Origin of the sequence: Peribacillus sp. NPDC058075 (assembly GCF_042885195.1) — a bacterium.
In the GTDB taxonomy this organism is placed as follows: Bacteria; Bacillota; Bacilli; order Bacillales; family DSM-1321; genus Peribacillus.
Map to the genome: position 1 here is coordinate 217081 of NZ_JBHVSL010000003.1, position 19239 is coordinate 236319.

Annotated in this window: 15 protein-coding genes; 9 read left to right on the forward strand and 6 right to left on the reverse strand. The window is 41.8% G+C overall.

Annotation, left to right across the window (positions count from 1 at the left end):
- The first annotated feature begins 60 nt into the window (after positions 1-60).
- Entirely contained in the window at positions 61-1422 is a 1362-nt protein-coding gene (rpoN, locus tag ACFVS1_RS21820) for an RNA polymerase factor sigma-54 (protein ID WP_387550399.1), read from the forward strand.
- Between the two features lie 132 nt (positions 1423-1554).
- Here rpoN and bluB read toward each other — a convergent pair whose 3' ends face one another.
- The 3 genes from bluB to dacB form a co-directional block, all read right to left on the reverse strand.
- Positions 1555-2196, reverse strand: coding sequence for a 5,6-dimethylbenzimidazole synthase (gene bluB, locus ACFVS1_RS21825; RefSeq protein ID WP_352925075.1), 642 nt, complete (start codon positions 2194-2196; stop codon positions 1555-1557).
- An 85-nt stretch (positions 2197-2281) separates the two neighbouring features.
- Positions 2282-2887 carry a uridine kinase family protein gene (locus ACFVS1_RS21830; protein WP_387550402.1) on the reverse strand — a complete coding sequence of 202 codons (606 nt, stop codon included), beginning with the start codon at positions 2885-2887 and terminating at the stop codon, positions 2282-2284.
- A 290-nt stretch (positions 2888-3177) separates the two neighbouring features.
- Entirely contained in the window at positions 3178-4599 is a 1422-nt protein-coding gene (dacB, locus tag ACFVS1_RS21835) for a D-alanyl-D-alanine carboxypeptidase/D-alanyl-D-alanine endopeptidase (protein WP_387550677.1), read from the reverse strand.
- A gap of 303 nt (positions 4600-4902) precedes the next feature.
- On the opposite strand from dacB, the gene ACFVS1_RS21840 reads away from it, so the two are divergent.
- The 3 genes from ACFVS1_RS21840 to ACFVS1_RS21850 all read left to right on the forward strand — a co-directional run bounded on the left by ACFVS1_RS21840 (position 4903) and on the right by ACFVS1_RS21850 (position 9072).
- Positions 4903-5400, forward strand: coding sequence for a PH domain-containing protein (locus tag ACFVS1_RS21840; protein ID WP_387550404.1), 498 nt, complete (start codon positions 4903-4905; stop codon positions 5398-5400).
- Complete coding sequence (locus ACFVS1_RS21845; RefSeq protein ID WP_387550406.1) at positions 5397-6869, forward strand: PH domain-containing protein; 1473 nt, start codon at positions 5397-5399, stop codon at positions 6867-6869. Before ACFVS1_RS21840 ends, ACFVS1_RS21845 begins: the two co-directional genes overlap by 4 nt.
- Before the next feature lie 208 nt (positions 6870-7077).
- On the forward strand, positions 7078-9072 hold the full coding sequence (locus ACFVS1_RS21850) for a methyl-accepting chemotaxis protein (protein WP_387550408.1): 1995 nt from the start codon (positions 7078-7080) through the stop codon (positions 9070-9072).
- A 49-nt stretch (positions 9073-9121) separates the two neighbouring features.
- On the opposite strand, the gene ACFVS1_RS21855 is transcribed toward ACFVS1_RS21850, so the two are convergent.
- Positions 9122-9628 (reverse strand): general stress protein, encoded by a 507-nt coding sequence (locus ACFVS1_RS21855; protein ID WP_352925081.1) that lies wholly within the window; start codon positions 9626-9628, stop codon positions 9122-9124.
- Positions 9629-9791: 163 nt separating this feature from the next.
- Here ACFVS1_RS21855 and ACFVS1_RS21860 point away from each other — a divergent pair, with 163 nt between their 5' ends.
- The 5 genes from ACFVS1_RS21860 (at position 9792) to ACFVS1_RS21880 (ending at position 16219) form a co-directional block, all read left to right on the forward strand.
- Positions 9792-10856 (forward strand): M20 family metallopeptidase, encoded by a 1065-nt coding sequence (locus tag ACFVS1_RS21860; protein WP_387550410.1) that lies wholly within the window; start codon positions 9792-9794, stop codon positions 10854-10856.
- 619 nt (positions 10857-11475) lie between these two features.
- Positions 11476-12033, forward strand: a complete 558-nt coding sequence (locus ACFVS1_RS21865) for a 3D domain-containing protein (RefSeq protein ID WP_387550412.1) — start codon at positions 11476-11478, stop codon at positions 12031-12033.
- Between the two features lie 156 nt (positions 12034-12189).
- On the forward strand, positions 12190-13101 hold the full coding sequence (locus ACFVS1_RS21870) for a ketopantoate reductase family protein (RefSeq protein ID WP_387550414.1): 912 nt from the start codon (positions 12190-12192) through the stop codon (positions 13099-13101).
- A gap of 227 nt (positions 13102-13328) precedes the next feature.
- Positions 13329-14597 (forward strand): dicarboxylate/amino acid:cation symporter, encoded by a 1269-nt coding sequence (locus tag ACFVS1_RS21875; protein ID WP_387550416.1) that lies wholly within the window; start codon positions 13329-13331, stop codon positions 14595-14597.
- 203 nt (positions 14598-14800) lie between these two features.
- Positions 14801-16219: an NAD-dependent succinate-semialdehyde dehydrogenase gene (locus ACFVS1_RS21880; protein ID WP_387550418.1), complete on the forward strand. Its 1419-nt coding sequence runs from the start codon at positions 14801-14803 to the stop codon at positions 16217-16219.
- A gap of 54 nt (positions 16220-16273) precedes the next feature.
- Here ACFVS1_RS21880 and ACFVS1_RS21885 read toward each other — a convergent pair whose 3' ends face one another.
- Both ACFVS1_RS21885 and scpC read right to left on the reverse strand, forming a co-directional pair.
- On the reverse strand, positions 16274-17380 hold the full coding sequence (locus tag ACFVS1_RS21885) for an AI-2E family transporter (protein WP_352925089.1): 1107 nt from the start codon (positions 17378-17380) through the stop codon (positions 16274-16276).
- 313 nt (positions 17381-17693) lie between these two features.
- Entirely contained in the window at positions 17694-19220 is a 1527-nt protein-coding gene (gene scpC / locus ACFVS1_RS21890) for a succinyl-CoA:acetate CoA-transferase ScpC (RefSeq protein WP_352925091.1), read from the reverse strand.
- Positions 19221-19239 lie beyond the last annotated feature (19 nt).

Consider the following 19239-nt stretch of genomic DNA (forward strand, 5'->3'; position numbering starts at 1 on the left):
AATATTTTTTCATCCCTTTTGATCCGCTATGTTAATTCTAAACGAAAGAAGTTGATATATATGCAGGTAGGATTAGAACTGTACCAAAAACAAACATTGAAATTGTCATTAACCCCTGAATTACAGCAATCGATCAATATCCTTCAATACTCCGCCCATGAACTGTTAGATTTCATGAACCGACAGGCTTATGAAAATCCCGTTCTCGAAATTAGCTTTAAAGAACCCCTCGCATCACTTTCTGAATCCAGCAATCATACACATAAGATAAATTCTCGGATACGGTCCTATAAAAGTAAAAGTTTCAACGGAGACAATGATTACAATCCTATCAACAATTATTCAATCAACACAGAAACACTGGAAAGCCATTTACTCGAACAATTGAGTTTACTAAGTTCGATGAAAGCATTTGAAAAGAGAATTCTCCAATATTTGATTGGGAACTTAAATGAATATGGATTTCTTGAATTGGATGCCCATTGGGCTGCCTCGCATTTTTCCGTGTCCGTGGAAGTAATCGAAAGTATGATTCAAGTATTGCAGTCCCTTGACCCGATTGGAGTCGGGGCTAAAGATCTGACCGACTGTTTACTCATTCAGCTGCGTGAGCATGAGGATTACAATGAATTGGCATATAAGATCGTTAAAAAGCATTTAACGGATTTAGCAGAAAAACGCTACAGGAAAATTGCCAGTCTTTACCGAGTTACCGTTCAGGAAGTACAAGAGGCATCGGATTTCATCCGTACGTTAAACCCGCGTCCAGTCAGTCACTTTTCCGATGATATGACTCATTACATCGTTCCGGACGTTTACGTGGAAAAAGATAAAGAGGGTTTTCTGATAACGGTCAACGATAGCTTCACACCTAAACTGTCCATCAATCCTTACTACAAGAACCACGTTACTATGAAATCTGTTAATCCAGCTAAAGATTATATAAAAGGGCACATAAATGATGCCCAATTACTTTTAAAAGGGCTCGAACAACGGCAAATGACACTTTACAAAGTGACAGCATCAATCGTGGACGAACAGCGAGAGTTTTTCAGGAAGGGAATTACGGGATTAAAACCTATGACACTGAAAGACATTTCGGAAAAACTTCAGCTTCATGAATCAACGATCAGCAGGGCGACTAGCAATAAATATATCCAGACACCGCATGGCCTCTTTAAACTAAGAAACTTCTTTACTAGAGGGTTACACCGCGTGAACAGCCAAGCAACCGAATCAACGGCCACCATCAAAGAAAAAATAAAGGTATTGATTGCCGATGAAGATAAGATAAGGCCTTTTTCAGATCAGAAACTTTGTCAAATATTCGAAAATGAAGGAACGAAGATCTCCCGCCGTACTATTGCAAAATACCGTGAAGATCTCGGTATTCCGGGATCTTCAAAACGGCGCAGGTTTTAAAATCAAAGCAAATTTTTACAAAGACTCTTTCAGAAGAAGTATCTTTTGTAAGAGTCTTCTATATTTTCCTCACAACAAAAAACCCCTGAACCAGGGGCTTAATAAACAGTTTTGGATTCTAAATATATCGTTTTATTTATTACCCCATTTATCCTCGAAAATAAGCTCTTCCATCGGCCTTCTTTTTTCCCAATTAGCAAGTTCAAGAATGGGTTTATCCGGATATTGATCCGTATAGCCAATCGACAGGAGTGCAACGGGTTCTATATGTGGCGGAATCTCTAAAATATCACGAATATCATTTTTCTTATAAAAGCTTACCCATCCCATTGCCAATCCTTCCGCACAGGCAGCCAGCCACATATTTTGAATGGCGCAGGCCGTTGATAGAATATCGGTTTCCGGAATGGAGTTCCTCCCTAAGACATGGGAGCCGCCCCGTGTCGGGTCGCATGTAACACAAATGGTGTATGGTGCTTCTTTTAATCCTTCCACTTTCAAACTAAGAAACTTATTTTCTTTACCTCCTTCATAATGAATAGCGAGTGCCCTTCTTTCTTTATCCGCTGCCCATGCCAAACTGTTCTTGGTTTCCTGAGATGAAATTACGATGAAACTCCAAGGTTGCATGAACCCTACAGACGGCGCATGATGTGCAGCATCCAAAATTCTGCGGAGTATATCCTTTGAAATGGGCTTTGGCAAAAAACTCCTGATATCTCTTCGGTTATAAATGGCTTTATATACGGCAGCTTGTTCTTCATTAGTAAACATAGTTTCCCCCCTGTTTCCGGCTCCCCAGAAATTCATCTAAACATATACACTATATTATAGGTAAACCCCTACAATTAAAATATCCTCAGCTCGTTCCGTCCAAAACAAGGTTCGCTCTTTCTTGAGGCCTTTGCGCACCCACATAGAGATCTTCATGAACCATCCAATTATCTTCCCACATTTGACGCGCATCTTCACCATCCCGCTCAAGGCCACGTTTCAAACGCTGATCACGGGGACATTCCACCCAAATCGTGAAATCATGGTACCTTGCCAATTCTTTACGGATAGAATAAGTTCCTTCTATAATGACAAGGCCCCCAGCAGGAACCTCATGCCAATCGGCCATCGTGTCCGTTTCCCAATCATACCTTTGATATCTTGCTTCTCCCCCCCCTGTAAGCGGTTTTAGGATTTGGTTACAAACCCGTTCCCAATCATAATCCGCTCCAATCGGCTTTTGGGATGGAGGCAGCTGAACCCTATCCGATGATGGCAAATAAAAGTCATCCATATGTACGACCACGCTGCCCGGACATTCTGCTTGGATACGGGCAGCGAGTGTACTTTTTCCAGACCCGCCGCGGCCATCTATGGCCAATATATAGAGAGATCGTTCTTTGGAAATTTCGTGAATTTCAGCTATAAGACTGCTAATCGTATACGGTCCATTAAGTGTTGGAAAGTTCATAGGCATTCCCCCTATACTATTATTTCTATTCATCCTCCCTTAAATTCCTTCCTAGAGGGGATAAAATGAAAAAACGTACGGTTATTAGTTTCAAACAAATAAGAGATTAGGTCCTTCACTAAAGAAAAACGTTTAAGATTCTTCGAACAGAAGGAAGCTGAACAGGGTAGACCCCTCTTGGATTACAGGCGTCTCACTAACAGTCGTTTCGGAAACTATATAAAAATGATTTTACAGATATCGACCTGTTTCTCGCAAATCCTGAAATTCAACTTAGCCTTTCATGGATACTAATGGCCTCTTCCCAATAGGTTTTCCTGTTCTGCGAGCATTACGGTTATCTTATCCTGGATTGCCGTAATTCCCTTTTCTTCTACAAAATTATTCAAGATGATTGAAAATATGATTTTTTCCCCTCTTTTGGTCGTCACATAACCTGATAAGGAGCTCGTTCCTGAAATCGTCCCTGTTTTAGCGCGAACATTCCCGGCTGCAAGTGTCCCTTTCATCCTCTTTCTAAGCGTACCGCCCACCATCCGATTTTCGTTGCCTGCAATCGGTAAAGCATTCAAATAAGCAGGAAACCACGTTTTTTCCTGAACGGCATAAAGCAGCTTCGTTATTTCATTCGCTGGAATCATATTGACTTGGGAAATTCCAGATCCATCACGCATCACGATCGTTTGCATATCGAGACCCATACTCTTCAGCTGATTTCGAGTAACCTTCAAACCATCCTTCCAGCTTCCCTCCCCTTCTGCCTCTTTGCCCATTTCCTTTACCAAAACCTCGGCATGGCTGTTATTGCTCAATTTCATGAAAGGAATAAGCAGCTGTGAAAGCGGCATGGACCGATGAGTGGCAATCATGTCCGCTCCTACTGGCGTTTTCCCTTTTTTCCTTTTTCCCAACACTTTAATTCCATGTTTTTTCATTGATTTTTCAAATAGGCTCAGCGCATATCCTGTGGGATCTTCCACTGAAATCCACTCTTTGGTCACACCGGAATGCTCCGGAATGGTCCCGGTCACCGTAATGACTTGTGTGCCATGAGACCGTTCGACTTCTATTTTTTTAGTAGCGTCTGCCGATACAGTTTTCGTTTTGTTGATGACCTTCACGTAATCGGTATCCGGCACCAGCTTCACCGTTGCCCTCTTCCCAGCCTTTCCCCCAGGGGTCATTTCCACGATGATGGTACCGGTATCGTAATCTTCATTCGGGGAAGCGGTTAAAGCCGAAACGGCTGCACCGTAATATTCCTGTTCATCGCTCCAAACTAAGTCTTGGGAATAACGGACATTATCATACCAAGAATCATCGCCTATAAGATCCCCGTGAACGAACTTAACTTTCCTGTGCTTCAGTGAAGCGGCCAGCTCATTAAAATCCTTTTCCAATAATGTGGGATCTCCTTTTCCCTTCAGGTATACATTGCCCTGCAGAACCTGTCCGACCTGCACCCCTTTTATGTATAGTTCCGTTTGAAAAGCATGATTTTCCCCTAAAGTTTCCAGCGCGGCTGCTGCAGTCAAAAGCTTAAGGTTCGAAGTAGGCCGCAATCTCGTTTGCGATCCCCGCTCATAAATCATTTCCCCCGTTTCAGCTGAACGGATGGAAATTCCCGTCAACGCCCCAGCCAATCCTGGCGAATGCTCCAATATTCGTTGAATTTCCTGCCCTAGGTTTCCATCATCATTCGCAGCCTGCATCGATTCTCCATTAAAAAAACAAATCAAAAACAGGAAGAAAATAAAACTCAACTTCCTTTTATACGTCAAACCTATCACTCCCACTCTAGAAACTCACCACTTCTATCTTGTCCATTTTTCGGTCATATAAAAGAAAAGGACCACAAGAAAACTCCTTATTTATACATACTCGGGATACTGCAGGATTATTCGGCCGCCACTCCATGGTTTGCGGCTGCATAATCGCTTTACATGTTCCTATATTAGGGAACTTTTTTGCAGGATCATCCGTATACGTATAAAGACATAGTAAGGAGTGAATTTATGTATTCCAAGATACAGCCACCAACGAAGAAAATATCCAAAGAATCAGTGAAGGTGTGGCGGATGACTGAAGCCATTACCAATCTCATTATCCTCGTCGTCCTTGGCAGCCTATTATTTGTTGATGATTATTTCACTTGGAAAGAATGGATTGGATGGATTTTAAACGGACTCATCGTATTATCTTTTTTCCATGCTATCTGGTCCATCTTCATTGAACCGATACTTTTGCAAAAGTATTGGCGTTACGACGTGAACGAAGAATTCATTCAAACAAAACGTGGAGCCTGGAGTGAAACGCATGAACTCATTCCGATGACGAAGGTTCAATCCGTCAAATTGAACCAGGGACCATTTTTGCGAAAGTATAACCTTTATTCCCTAAGCATCGGAACAATGGGCGACTCTCATGACATACCAGCGATCCCCGAGAAAGAGGCGTATGAATTACGAGATAAAATTGCCCATTTCGCAAAAATTAAGGAAGTGGATGAATGATGGAAGAACAAGCAAAACGATTACACCCTTTCAAAATCCCTTTCGAGTTTTGGAAATTGGTGAAAGGAAATCTATTTTTCATAATCATGCTTTATGTCCTGAATTTCGGTTCTGAAAAGATGTATATGAAGGTACTCCAAATCGGCTTTCTGGTTTATCTGATTTGGAAAGTCATTTCTGTCATCCTTAAATGGTATACATATAAATACCAAATCATAGAAGGTACCTTACATATTACTTCAGGGCTTGTCTCGAAATCGTATCGAACTGTCCCGCTTCATAAGGTTCAGAATGTCCAGCAACGAACGACGTTATTTCATAAGATTTTCAGATTGACCTCTTTAACATTCGAAACGGGGATGACCGGTGATCAGGGTAGTGTACCTTTCGAGATGATTTCCCGAAAAGAGGCCGAACGGCTTGAGGGGGAATATGCTTCAAAACAGGAAATTCCAGTAATTGAAGCCGATATTCCCGAACAACGAATTGTTGAGGATACGGAACCAGTAAATGAAAAAACGATTCACTTCACGCCAAGCAAACAAGATGTTCTGAAAGCTTCCTTTACATCACTCAGTTTTCTGGCTCTTATCCCGATATTGGCTACGTTATATAATACACTCGATGATTTTATCGATTTGGAAAATGCCGAAGGGTTTCTTGCCAAGTTATTGGATACATGGTGGATCATTACCATCGTTATTACAGGACTCATCTGTGTCGCCGTTGCCTTCGGAATCGCTTCCACATTCGTTAAATATGGAAAATATGAAATTTCATCCGATCACGAGCGCATATATATAAAGAAAGGAGTACTGGACGAATCTGCTTTTTCCATTCGGAAAGAAAAAGTACAAGCAGTCGAAATCACCCAATCAATCATTAAAAGATTGCTAGGGTTGGCAGAAGTGAAACTGATCAGTGCAGGAAGCACCGGTGATGAAGAGCTGGAAACGAACACCCTCTATCCTTTTTTATCAATTGAACGGGCATATGGGATGGTAGAAGAGATTTTACCCGCTTATAAAGTGGAACGGTCAATGAAGTCACTATCGAATCAGGCCTTCAAAATCCGAATGCTTCGGCCCAGCATTTTCTGGATTCTCACAACATTGGCGATCTATTATTTCAATCCCTCGCTATGGTATATCTCACTGATTCTACTCATCCTCATTTATACATTGAGAATAATGGATTACAAAAATAGCCGTTACTTAATAAATGATGAGTTCATTCAGTTCAAAGCCGGAAGTTTGGAAACATCACTATTCATAACCAAAAGAAGCAAGGTCATTCAAATTGAGGTGGGGCGTTCGAAGCTGCAAAAGCTTTTCGGGCTTGCCACAATTGAAACGATCAACCGCTCCAAGCCTGTACACCATACAAAGCTCCAAGATGTATCCGTTGAATATGCAGACGAGTTTTACACATGGTATATGGACAGGACAAAAAATATCCAAGTTGAATAGTTATCATTGAACGAAAGAGTTGACGGAGGCAGTCAGCTCTTTTTTTATCCTCTATATCCCCCTCACACCTTGAATGGATGTCGCCAACTTACCTTAAAATTAATATTGGGAATTTTCTAACTTGAAACTTCAAAAAAGTCAAAGCAGACCGAAATATCTATAGAAGCCTAAATTAATTTGAGGTATATAAGAAGGAGAATTGATCCAAATGAGAAGACTGACAGACTGGTATTTTAATTCGCTAAAAAAACAAATATTGATTCCTTTTTTAGCTTTGATCATGATAAGCGGATTGGCCATCTCCTACATGAGCTATAAAAATAGTATCGAGTTGACGACAAAGGAACTTACCGGAACGACGGAAGAGCAAGTCAAGTCAATGAACGATTCTTTCGAAATCTTTTTTCAAAAAACGGAAAATCAATTGGATAGAATCAGTAAATATCCTATCATGAGTACTTATGAGAAGAACCCCGAATCCATAATGGATGAGTTTTCCCATACACAATCAAGCAGTTCTGAAATAAATGGTTTATACCTTGGCACAGAAAAAGATGGAAAAACATTAATATTTCCAAAAGCTGAATTGCCGGCTGACTTCGACCCAAGACAAAGGGACTGGTATCAATCCGCATTGAAACAAAAAAATAAGACCATTTGGACGGAACCTTATACGGATCAGGCGACGGATACACTTGTCATTACGGCAGCAAAAGCCATATATGATGATCGAGATGAATTAATAGGCGTGCTCGGTGTCGACATCTCGATCGATACATTGATCACAATGGTCAATCAATCGAAATTCGGCGAAACGGGCTATACGGTTTTGCTGGATAAGAAAGGGTCATTCGTTACACATCCAGACAAGGAAAAAATTCAACAGGATATATCAAAGGAAAATATTTTCAGAAAAATGAAAAGTGAATCTGGATCAATGATCGAGGAATTTGAAGGCCAAAGCAGGATCGTCGGATACGCCACAAATCCTACCACCGGATGGAAAATAGCAGGGGTAATGGATGAAAATGAAGTGTTAGTCCGTACAAGCCCGATGATAATCGATAATATCATCACACTTTTGATCGTCTTTACCGTCACTGCACTATCTGCCATCTTCATCACACGTTCTTTAACGAATCCTATTAAAAAGCTGCAGGAATCCATAAGGAAAATGGCTGACGGCGATTTCACCTCCAAGAATTCCATTTCAAGGAAAGATGAGATAGGCCAACTTGCAGAAGACACCACCTTAATGACCAGGAATATGAGTCATATGTTAGGCGTTGTCAACAACCTTTCCGATAAAGTATCGGATTCCTCCATGACGCTAGTGGCTAGTGCCGATGAAAATTCAGCTGCAGCTAACGAGGTGGCCATGACAATGGAACAAATAGCGGCCGGTGCCATAGACCAAATCGAGGTCGGGCAGAATAACGAAATGGCCGTAAAGCTATTGGCTGACAAAATCAATGATTTTGAGGCGCAAACGGGCAAAATGGCCACGGAATCCGATAATATGTTCAAGGCTTCCGAAAACGGAATCACTCAAGTACAAGGCCTGAAACAACAATTCAATGAAACGTCCCTGATATCCAATAAGATGAGTACGGCAGTCAAATCATTGGATGCACGATCCAATGATATTAGTGCGATCGTAAAGACCATAAGCGGGATTGCAGGGCAAACGAATTTACTCGCTCTGAATGCTGCCATCGAAGCGGCCAGGGCTGGTGAGCACGGAAAAGGGTTTGCAGTTGTTGCCGATGAAGTGAAGAAATTGGCCGAACAGACGGAAAACTCACTGAAAGAAATCTCTGAAATCATTCAAGCCATGCAAACCGATACAACCAATACCGTGCATTTGATTGATCAAGTCAATCAAAAAATCCATCTTCAGGATACTTCTGTAACGGATACGGAAACTGCCTTCAGTCACATTGCATCCATCATCGCGAACACATTCAGCAATTTTGACGAAATCAAAAAGATGATGAACGATATGGTAAACGAGGTCACACGGATGGCAAGCAATGCAGAAAAATTAAATTCGATCAGTCAGGAAACTGCAGCAGGAACTGAAGAAGTATCTGCTTCCGTAGAACAAACGAATGCTTCCATGGAACAATTAAATGCCCTGGCTAGTGAATTGGATGCCCTATCCCAGGAAATGCACAAAGAAATAAAGAAGTTCACATTCTAATCACAAAAAAGACGGGTCCTAAGGGACCCGTCCTTTTTTAACTTACGGCCTATAGCGTTCTTCTACCGTTCGTTAGCGTTTCATCGGTTTCCGTTATTCCTGAGTAAGAAGAACTGGTTCTTCTCGCATCCGAATCGACTAACACAAGCAGCTTGCCACTCTTTACATCCGCTTCATAACGATTCGCCTCGTCTTCAGGTATGCCCATACCGATTAATGTACCGGCCAATCCGCCTGTACCAGCACCTACAGCCGCTCCGGCTAATGTTGCAGCAAGCGGTCCAGCTGCCAGTACCGGTCCGATTCCCGGAATTGCCAATGCACCCACACCTGCTAATAATCCGGCTGCACCGCCCAAAATACCTCCGGTCGCTGCACCAGCTGCGAGTCCCTCTTCAACTTTTGTACCCGTTTTTTCATTCACTGCATTTAATTCTTCTTTATCTTTAGCTACCACCGAAATATCTTCACGATCATATCCTTGGGCCTGTAATGACTCAACAGCCTTTATGGCTTCTTCTCCAGTTTCATATACACCAATTATGCGTTTATCCATATCTATCATCCTCCTTAAAGAATGTAAATTGTCGCTCCCCCTTTACATACCCCAGAGGATGAAAGTGCTAAACGTTATTTAACAGGAAAAAAATTTTAAGTTAACCCTTACTCAGAAAGGGTATATATAATCATAGTATGCATATTTTTAGGAGGTTTTCTTTTTGCTCATCGAGTTACTTAAAGATTTAGTATCTATCGACAGTTCATCGAAAGAAGGAGCTAACCAAGCAGTTGATTACTGTGCGGACTGGCTTAAAGATCAAGGACTTACCGTGAATGTGATCGTAAATAACGGTTATAAGATGCTTGTAAGCGAGATTGGCAGCGGAGATAAAACACTAATTTGGAATGGCCATGTTGATGTTGTCAGCGGAACGCCGGATCAATTTTTCCCTGAGGTTCATGAAGGAAACTTATATGGACGCGGGACAGCCGATATGAAAGCTGGAGTTGCAGGGATGATGTGTGCATTTACCGAACTGAAAGATAAGGACTTAGGTTTGAAAATCCAGCTTCAGATCGTATCGGATGAAGAGATTGGCGGGTTGAACTGTTCCGGATATTTAGCGAAACATGGTTATAGAGGGGACTTTGTGATCTGTGCTGAACCGACGCAATTGGGAATCGGGCTCCAAGCAAAAGGTGCCCTTCGTCTCGATATTGAAGTGTCCGGCAAATCCGCACACGGAAGCCGTCCATGGGAAGGTGTGAATGCAATTGAAAAGGCTTATGATCTTTATCAAAAAATAAAGGAACTTCCTTTCACCCGGGATCATACTCCCCTTTACTCTTCCCCTTCACTTAACCTAGCAAAAATAAAAGGCGGGGAGGTCTATAATAAGGTACCGGATGCCTGTTTACTAAGTCTTGATATTCGCTATCTTCCTACGCAAACAATGGAAGATATCATTGCTCAGATCGAAAGTGTGACAGGAAATAATGTTCATCTTAATATGTACAGTAAACCTGTAAAAACCGAAGAGTCAGACCCATTCATCACTCTGCTCCGTCCGATTATCGAAAGAAACACCAAGCAAGACGCTGTCATTTTTGGACAACACGGCTCCGCAGATACCGTCTTTTTTGCGGCATATGGTATCCCAGCGATTGAATTCGGACCAAAAGGTGAGAACTGGCATGGAGATAAGGAATGCGTTAATCTTGAATCGGTAGCAGTCTATCAAAAAATGCTAGTCGATTTCGCTTCTGAATTTGTTTTACATTAATCCAAAACATGAAAAAAGCCAGCATCACATAGATGTCGGATCCGTTTGTAGATAATAGGCATTCCATTATAAAATACAGTTGATTGGAACGGAAGGTGCGAGACTCCAGCGGGAAAAGCGCGTTCAAGGGAGACCCCACAGGCGCAAAAGCGCCGAGGAGGCTCCCGGACCGCCCGCGGAAAGCGGGTGCCTGGAATGGAAGTAAACCTCCAATTTTTACATACTCTCAAAAAACTGTCACCGGCATCACATAGATGTCGGCTTTTTCCATGTTCCGAATATCCTCTCCTACTAAAATAAACAGCACGCAATTGTCTATTATTACGTTGTTTTTTTACAAAATATCCAGGACTTTAAAACCAGGGATTTAACATCCATATATTGCCTCATTAAACAGGATACGCCATTCCATCAACACTATTTAGCAAAAATACGCTTATACTGACATAATAAATAATATATTTACATTTATTAGATAAGTACTTTTGGCCTAGTTTATATTACATTTATTTATCAAGGGAAACCTTTTTGTAACACAATTACTATTCCACCGAAACATTATTGTCATAAAGACCTGTTATTCTAAGTCTACGATTTAAAACAAAGGAGACTATTCATTTTGAAAAAAATACTACTTCCACTATTCACGGCTTTCTTTTTGGTATTTAGTTTTTCCGGAGTTTCATCGGCTGCTACTACTACATACAAAGTTAAAAGCGGCGACACACTATGGGGTATCGCCAATAAACATAATATAACAGTCAATCAACTCAAAAGTTGGAACAACCTGAAAAAAGATAACATCCATCCAAAACAAGTTTTAAAGGTCAAGAAAACATCGACCTCCGCTAAGCCTAAAGCTAAAACATCATCATCATCAAAAAATTATAAAACGATCACGGTGAAGGCAACAGCTTACACAGCGAACTGCAAAGGCTGCAGCGGGGTTACAGCATCAGGTCTTAACTTAAAGAAAAACCCTAACGTAAAAGCCATCTCAGTTGACCCTAAAGTCATTCCACTTGGAACAAAAGTTCATGTAGAAGGATACGGGGATGCCATTGCGGCAGATAAAGGCGGCGCAATCAAAGGAAATAAAATTGACGTATTCTACTCTTCTCACTCAAAAGCTATCAATTGGGGCAGAAAAACCGTTAAAGTAAAAATCTATAAATAATGATAAGCACCAGCCTGAAACCTTTCAGGCTGGTCTTTTGTTTTTCCCATTCTTACAAACATCTAAACAACCAGTTGACTTTCAAACGGAAATATTTACTGAAATTTCAGTCAATGTTATGATTAGTACATCTTAATCAAAAGAGAGGTGTGCGCTTTGAATATTGTCATTATAGGGGCTGGGGCACTCGGCTCCTACTTTGGGGGCAGGTTGCAGCAGGCCGGGCAGGATGTTCAATACCTTGTCCGAAAAAACCGCGCCAAACAATTGAAAGAAAACGGGATCTGCATAACCAGCCCACATGGAAACTACCAATTCAACGACCTTCATATCACAGAGAATGTAAATGATATAGAAAAGGTCGATCTCGTGATTCTCGCGGTAAAAGGACAGCATCTGCAAGGCACCCTTACAGATTTACAGGTCCTTGTTGAAAAGGGCGCAAAGGTCCTCCCGCTTTTGAATGGGTTGGAACATGTATCCATTTTACAGGACAAACTGGGCGAAGAAGCCGTCTTGGGAGGAAGCGCCTTCATCATAGCTACCCTTGATGAAAAAGGTCATGTCATTCACTCCAATGAAAATCACGATTTAATCTATGGCCCGCTTCATCCTTCACAAAAAAAGATTTGTGATGAATTCGAACAGGCGGCCGGATCAGCTATCACGAAGGCAAGCAGAACGGAAAACATATTGATCAGGATGTGGATCAAATATATGTTCATCACCGCTTTTTCCGGTGTGACAACTGCATCGAACCTCCCTATCGGCACGATACGGAGATTCCCGGAAACCAATGGATTGCTGGAAAAGGTCCTTGTTGAAATGAAGGAGCTTGCAAATGCTTATGACGTCGGTATTACTGCGGAGAATATTGCCCAAGCGTTGGAAAACATGGCAGGTTTACCTGACGAATCCACCTCTTCCATGCACCAGGACCGCCGGAAGGGCCTAACCCTGGAAGTGGAACATTTACAGGGCGGTGCACTGCGGCTTGCCGACAAGGCAGGTTTGAGACTTCCTGTGATCGGAACTCTATATGCACTCATAAAACCATTCGAAAATTGATTTTCCCCAATACCGGCGCCCCACCGGTATTTTTTTATTGCAGTTTATTAATCTATCATGAACCCTAATAGACACTTTAATCCCTCTTCCATCCTTCAGTTATTAAAATCCAAGACCAAAAAGAACAAAAAGAAAACAATATAACCAAAAGAATATTCTGATTCTTTCTTCTGTTACACTATAACAAAGTTTAGAAAGCGCTATCATATAACAAAGGAGAATGCCCCTTGAAAATATTAAAAAATCTAACAGTACAGGTCATCATCGGTATCATTCTGGGTATAACAGTCGGTTTCTTCTTCCCTGCTTTCGGTGAACAACTGAAGATATTAGCTGATTTATTTATTAAAATGATTAAAATGGTCATTGCACCAATCATCTTCTTAACCGTCGTAATCGGAATTGGCGGTATGGGTGATATGAAAAAGGTTGGCCGCATCGGCGGAAAGGCCCTGCTCTATTTTGAAATCGTTACCACTTTCGCACTTGCCATCGGAATCATCGTGGTCAATCTGCTGGGACCTGGTAAAGGCTTTAACATCGATTCCGTCGAGGGCGGAGATGTATCACAATATACAACTGCCGCTTCCGAAACGGAACATGGAGCCGTTGCTTTCATTTCTAATATCATTCCTGAAAATGCCGTTGCAGCACTGGCTGGCGGAGACTTACTCCCTATTCTATTCTTTGCCGTATTATTCGGATTATCAATGGCGGCAATGGGGCCGAGAGTGCAGCCAGTCGTTTCTTTCTTTCAGCATATTGCCGACATTTTCTTCGGCATCGTAGGTATGATCATGAAAGTTTCTCCATTGGCGGCATTTGGAGCAATGGCTTATACAATCGGTAAGTTTGGACTTGGTTCTTTATCCTCGTTAGGACAATTAATGGGTAGCGTATATATCACCATGGCACTATTCATCATACTAATCCTTGGCTCGATCGCAAAAATGTACGGCTTTAATATTTTCAAGTTCATTGCCTATATTAAAGAAGAGATCCTCTTAGTTTTAGGAACATCTTCGTCGGAATCCGCCCTGCCAAGCGTGATGAAAAAACTAGAAAAATACGGTTGCTCAAAATCAGTAGTCGGGTTGGTTGTCCCAACCGGTTATTCTTTCAACCTTGATGGCACATCCATCTACTTATCCATGGCTGCGATTTTCATCGCCCAAGCCTATGGTGTCGATTTAAGCATCTGGCAGGAATTGACCCTTCTAGGAATCTTGATGTTAACATCCAAAGGTGCTGCTGGTGTAACGGGATCCGGTTTCATTACACTTGCTGCAACATTAGCTGCCTTCCCAATGATTCCAGTTGAAGGAATGGCATTATTACTGGGAGTAGACCGCTTCATGTCTGAAGCACGCGCCATCACCAATCTAATCGGTAACAGTGTTGCTACAGTTGTCATTTCTAAATCAGAAGGTGAATTCAATCCAAACCAAGCCATCTCAGGTGATATGAGTGAAGTGGCTGTCTCATCGGAAAAATAATCGAACCCTGAATGAAGAGGTGTGCAGCTTGCACCTCTTTTTTCTTTGCTCCCTTTCTATCAATTAGCCAATTTTCTATAAATAGCCAATCAAATAAATTTCGGAATCAGTGAAAAGTGTTTATACTTTTATGTAACAGGTAAAAGTATAAAGTTAAAAGTTTTAGTAGTTTGATGGATTTAACCAAATTAGGAGGTTTTATCATGAAGGATTACGGATTATTTATTAACGGTGAGTGGTCGGATTTTGGATTGGATAAAATTGAAGTGAGAAACCCGGCAACGGATGAAATAGTTGCCACCGTTCCTAAAGGCGGTGCAACTGAAGCGTTGAAGGCTGCAGATGCCGCATATGAAGCCTTTTCGGGCTGGGCTGCACTCTCGGTCTACGAACGTGCTGAACTAATTTGGAAATGGCATCGATTGATTGATGAAAATAAAGAAGAACTGGCCAAAATCATGACTGAAGAGCAAGGCAAGCCCCTTAAAGAGGCTCTTGGTGAGATGACATATGCAAACGGCTTTTTATCTTGGTTTGCCGAAGAAGGTAAACGGGTGTACGGCGAAACGATTCCCGCTTCCGTGTCCAATAAGCGGCTTTTTGTGACTAAACAGCCTGTAGGAGTTGTAGCTGTCATTACGCCTTGGAACTTTCCTGCAGCCATGATTACAAGAAAAGTCGCGCCAGCGCTTGCCGTCGGCTGCACAGTCGTCATTAAACCGGCAAACCTGACTCCCATAACAGCTTTAAAAATGGCTGAATTAGCTGAAGAAGCTGGCATTCCAAAAGGAGTCATCAACGTCGTGACAGGAAAATCATCAGAAATCGGCGAAACGTGGCTTCAAGATACGAGGGTTCGTAAATTGACGTTTACCGGTTCTACAGAAGTCGGCAAAACCCTTATGAGGGGCTCAGCTGACACGGTAAAGAAAATCTCGCTTGAGCTCGGAGGTCACGCACCAGCAATCGTCCTTGAGGATGCCGACCTTAATAAAGCGGTTGATGGCATCATCAGTTCAAAATTCCGTAACGCAGGACAAACATGCGTTTGTTCTAATCGCATTTATGTCCACGAAGCCATTCAAGAAGCCTTCATCGAAAAGCTCGTTGCCAAGGTCAAAGAACTAAAGGTAGGAAACGGACTGGAAGATGGCGTCGATATCGGTCCGCTTATCGATCAAAATGCAGTGGATAAGGTTCAAAAACAAATTGATGAAGCAATCAGCAGCGGCGCTAAGCTCGAAGCTGGCGGTAAATCGATAAGCGGTCTTTTTCTTGAACCAACCGTACTGTCCAACATTGATGACAGCATGCTCTGCATGAAGGAAGAAACATTTGGTCCTCTAGCTCCCATTGCCTCCTTTAAGACTGATGAAGAGGCAATCAAGAGGGCAAATGACTCCATCTTCGGTTTGGCAGCTTACGTTTTCACTGAAAATATCACCAAGGGCATCAAATTCACCGAGGCACTTGAATTCGGAATTGTTGGCTTGAACGATGGACTTCCTTCCGTTCCGCAAGCTCCATTTGGCGGATTCAAGCAAAGCGGACTCGGCCGTGAAGGCGGACACCAAGGCATCGAAGAATTCCTGGAAGTAAAATATATTTCCTTAGGTTTGTGACCTATTTAGGCGCACTGAAAACGGGCCCGACTCAATTGAGTCGGGCCCGTTTTTTCATTCCAATATATCCTCTTCAAGCTTTTCCTCTTTGCGGATCCTGATGAATTTTACGATATTCAATACAATCGTTTTAACAACGGAGTAAGTCGGAACCGCCAAAATCATACCGATGATACCGGCAATGTTTCCGGCCACGAGCAAAAGGATGATGATGGTAAGCGGATGTGTGTTCAATTTTTTCCCGATGACTAACGGTGAAATGAAATTACCATCCAATTGCTGAATGACCGTTACAACCAGAATGACCAATAACGCCTCGCCCGGTGAATGAATCAACGCCACAATGACGGCAGGAGCGGCTCCGATAAACGGACCTACATATGGAATGATATTGGTTACAGCACCAATCAGCGCGAATAAGAACGCATAAGGCAAACCAATGATCAAATACCCGATGAACGTTCCGATCCCGACAAACATGCAAACAAGAATCTGCCCTTGTATGTATGTAGTAAGCGTCCCGCCAGTTTCCTGAAGTACTGTTAACGCCGGTTTCCTATAGCGAACCGGTACGAATTTCATAATGGCGGCCGGAAGCTTATCTCCATCCTTCAACATATAAAACAGGATGAAAGGAACCGTTACGATCACTAAAGTAATATTCGTGACCACACTGAAAACCGAAGACAAACTGTTCGTTATATTACTAGGTAAGTTCGTCAAATATTTTTGCAGCGAATCCCCCACTTCTTGCAGAGGTACATAATCTTGTTCAACCGTCCACAAGAACCATTTTGAATCAGCTGAATCTTCAATGAACTTCCTTACTTGATTGAAATAATCCGGAAGGTTATTGATTAAGTCCGTAACCTGTTTAGAAAGTGATGGACCAACCAGACCGACCAATAAACTAATCAACCCAAGGAAAAATACGTAAAGCAATAAAATCGCCAATCCCCTTGGCATTCTCCTTTTAACGAGGAAATCAACGGTAGGGTTGAACAAAAAGTAAAGAAAACCTGAAATCAAGATTGGAAAGAACAATGTCGAGGTAAAAATCACGATTGGTTCAAAAAGAAAAGAAATTTTTGTACCAACATAAAAAAGTAAAGACAATAGTAATAACTCTAACGTCCAAAAATGCAGTTTTTGCTTGAACAAATAATCTCCTCCACTATAAGCATTCTATATGACTCCTTATTTCTAAGGAAACGAAAAAATTTATGTATGATAATCCTTCATTGTTAGCAGTTTACCATACTTCTATAACTTGAATGTATAATTATATACAAAAATAAAAGAAAAAGCCTAAAGATACAGTTCCCTATCTTTTTGATGGTTAAGCATCTATATGTTAGAGGAAAAAATTAATATGCACCATCATGCAAATTGAAAGACTCATGGTTTTCCACCCAATACGGGAAACGGTACCAAATAAAAAAACCCCGCTGTATTGGCGGGGTGGTTTTGAGTCTTATTTCTGATCTTGAAGTACTGTTTCAAGCATCGTACCGTTTTTAGCTAGGTTTGTATGCCAAGAAAATGCTTTTTCAAGAATATGTGGAGTTTGATGCCCGCCAGTTTGCGCAACAGCTTCAGTGAAGTATGCGCGAAGCTGTGGACGGTAGTCAGGATGCGCACAATTTTCAATGATTAACTCTACGCGCTCTTTTGGTGCCAAACCACGTAAATCAGCGATCCCTTGCTCTGTCACTAATACATCCACATCATGTTCAGTGTGATCCACATGAGAAACGAAAGGAACGATACTGGAAATCTTGCCGCCTTTTGCATATGATTTCGTTACGAAAATGCCTAGGCGTGAGTTACGGGCAAAATCTCCCGATCCACCGATTCCATTCATCATTCTTGTCCCAGAAACATGTGTCGAGTTCACGTTCCCATAGATATCGCACTCTAACGCTGTATTGATTGAAATCAAGCCAAGGCGGCGGATGATTTCAGGATGGTTAGATATTTCTTGTGGACGAAGAACTAGTTTATCACGGTATTTTTCAAGCTCACCGTAAACTTGTTTACCTTTTTCTTCAGCTAATGTGATCGAACAACCTGAAGCGAATTTAACTTTTCCAGCATCGATTAAATCAAAAACCGCATCTTGCAGCACTTCTGAATAAACTTCCAAATCTTTAAATTCAGAATCAAGGAAGCCAGCGAATACTGCATTTGCCACTGAACCTACACCCGACTGAAGCGGAGCAAGGCTTTCAGTTAAACGTCCAGCCTTGATTTCTTCACGAAGGAAGTTAATGAGGTGGTTGGCAATTGTTGCAGTTTCTTCATCCGGCGGCACGATTGTAGAAGGTGCATCAAGATCTGTAGAAATGACGATTCCCATTACTTTTTCAGGGTCAACCGCAATACCGATCGATCCAAGGCGATCACTAACTTTAGTCATAGGAATCGGTTCGCGTTGCCCTTGTTCAGCTGGTGTATATATATCATGCATCCCTTCCAATCCTTCTGGATGGGACACGTTCAATTCAATGATTACATGTTTAGCTTCTTGAACGAATATGGCTGAGTTACCTACAGAAGTTGTCGGGATGATCAATCCTTCTTCCGTAATCGCCAATGCTTCGATGATTGCAAAATCTATAGGTCCGACAATGCCTTGACGAACTTGTTCAGCTGTATGTGATAAATGCTGGTCTACATAAGTGACTTCATCAGCATTTATTTTATTGCGAATGCCTTTATCCGCTTGGAAAGGCAAACGTTTGTTTATGATACCGGCTTCCGCCATATGTTGATCGACTTCCGGTCCTAATGAAGCACCAGTATAAACGTCAACTTTGAATTTTTCAGATTTTGCTTTTTCAACTAGAGCCATCGGAATAACTTTAGCATCACCAGCACGGGTAAATCCACTCATCCCGAGTTTCATCCCATCTTTAATCCATGAAGCTGCTTCTTCCGCTGTAACGACTTTCCCCTTAAATTGTTCATTGCGAATTTTTTTGAAAACGCTTTCGTTCATACAAAAGACCCCCATTTTT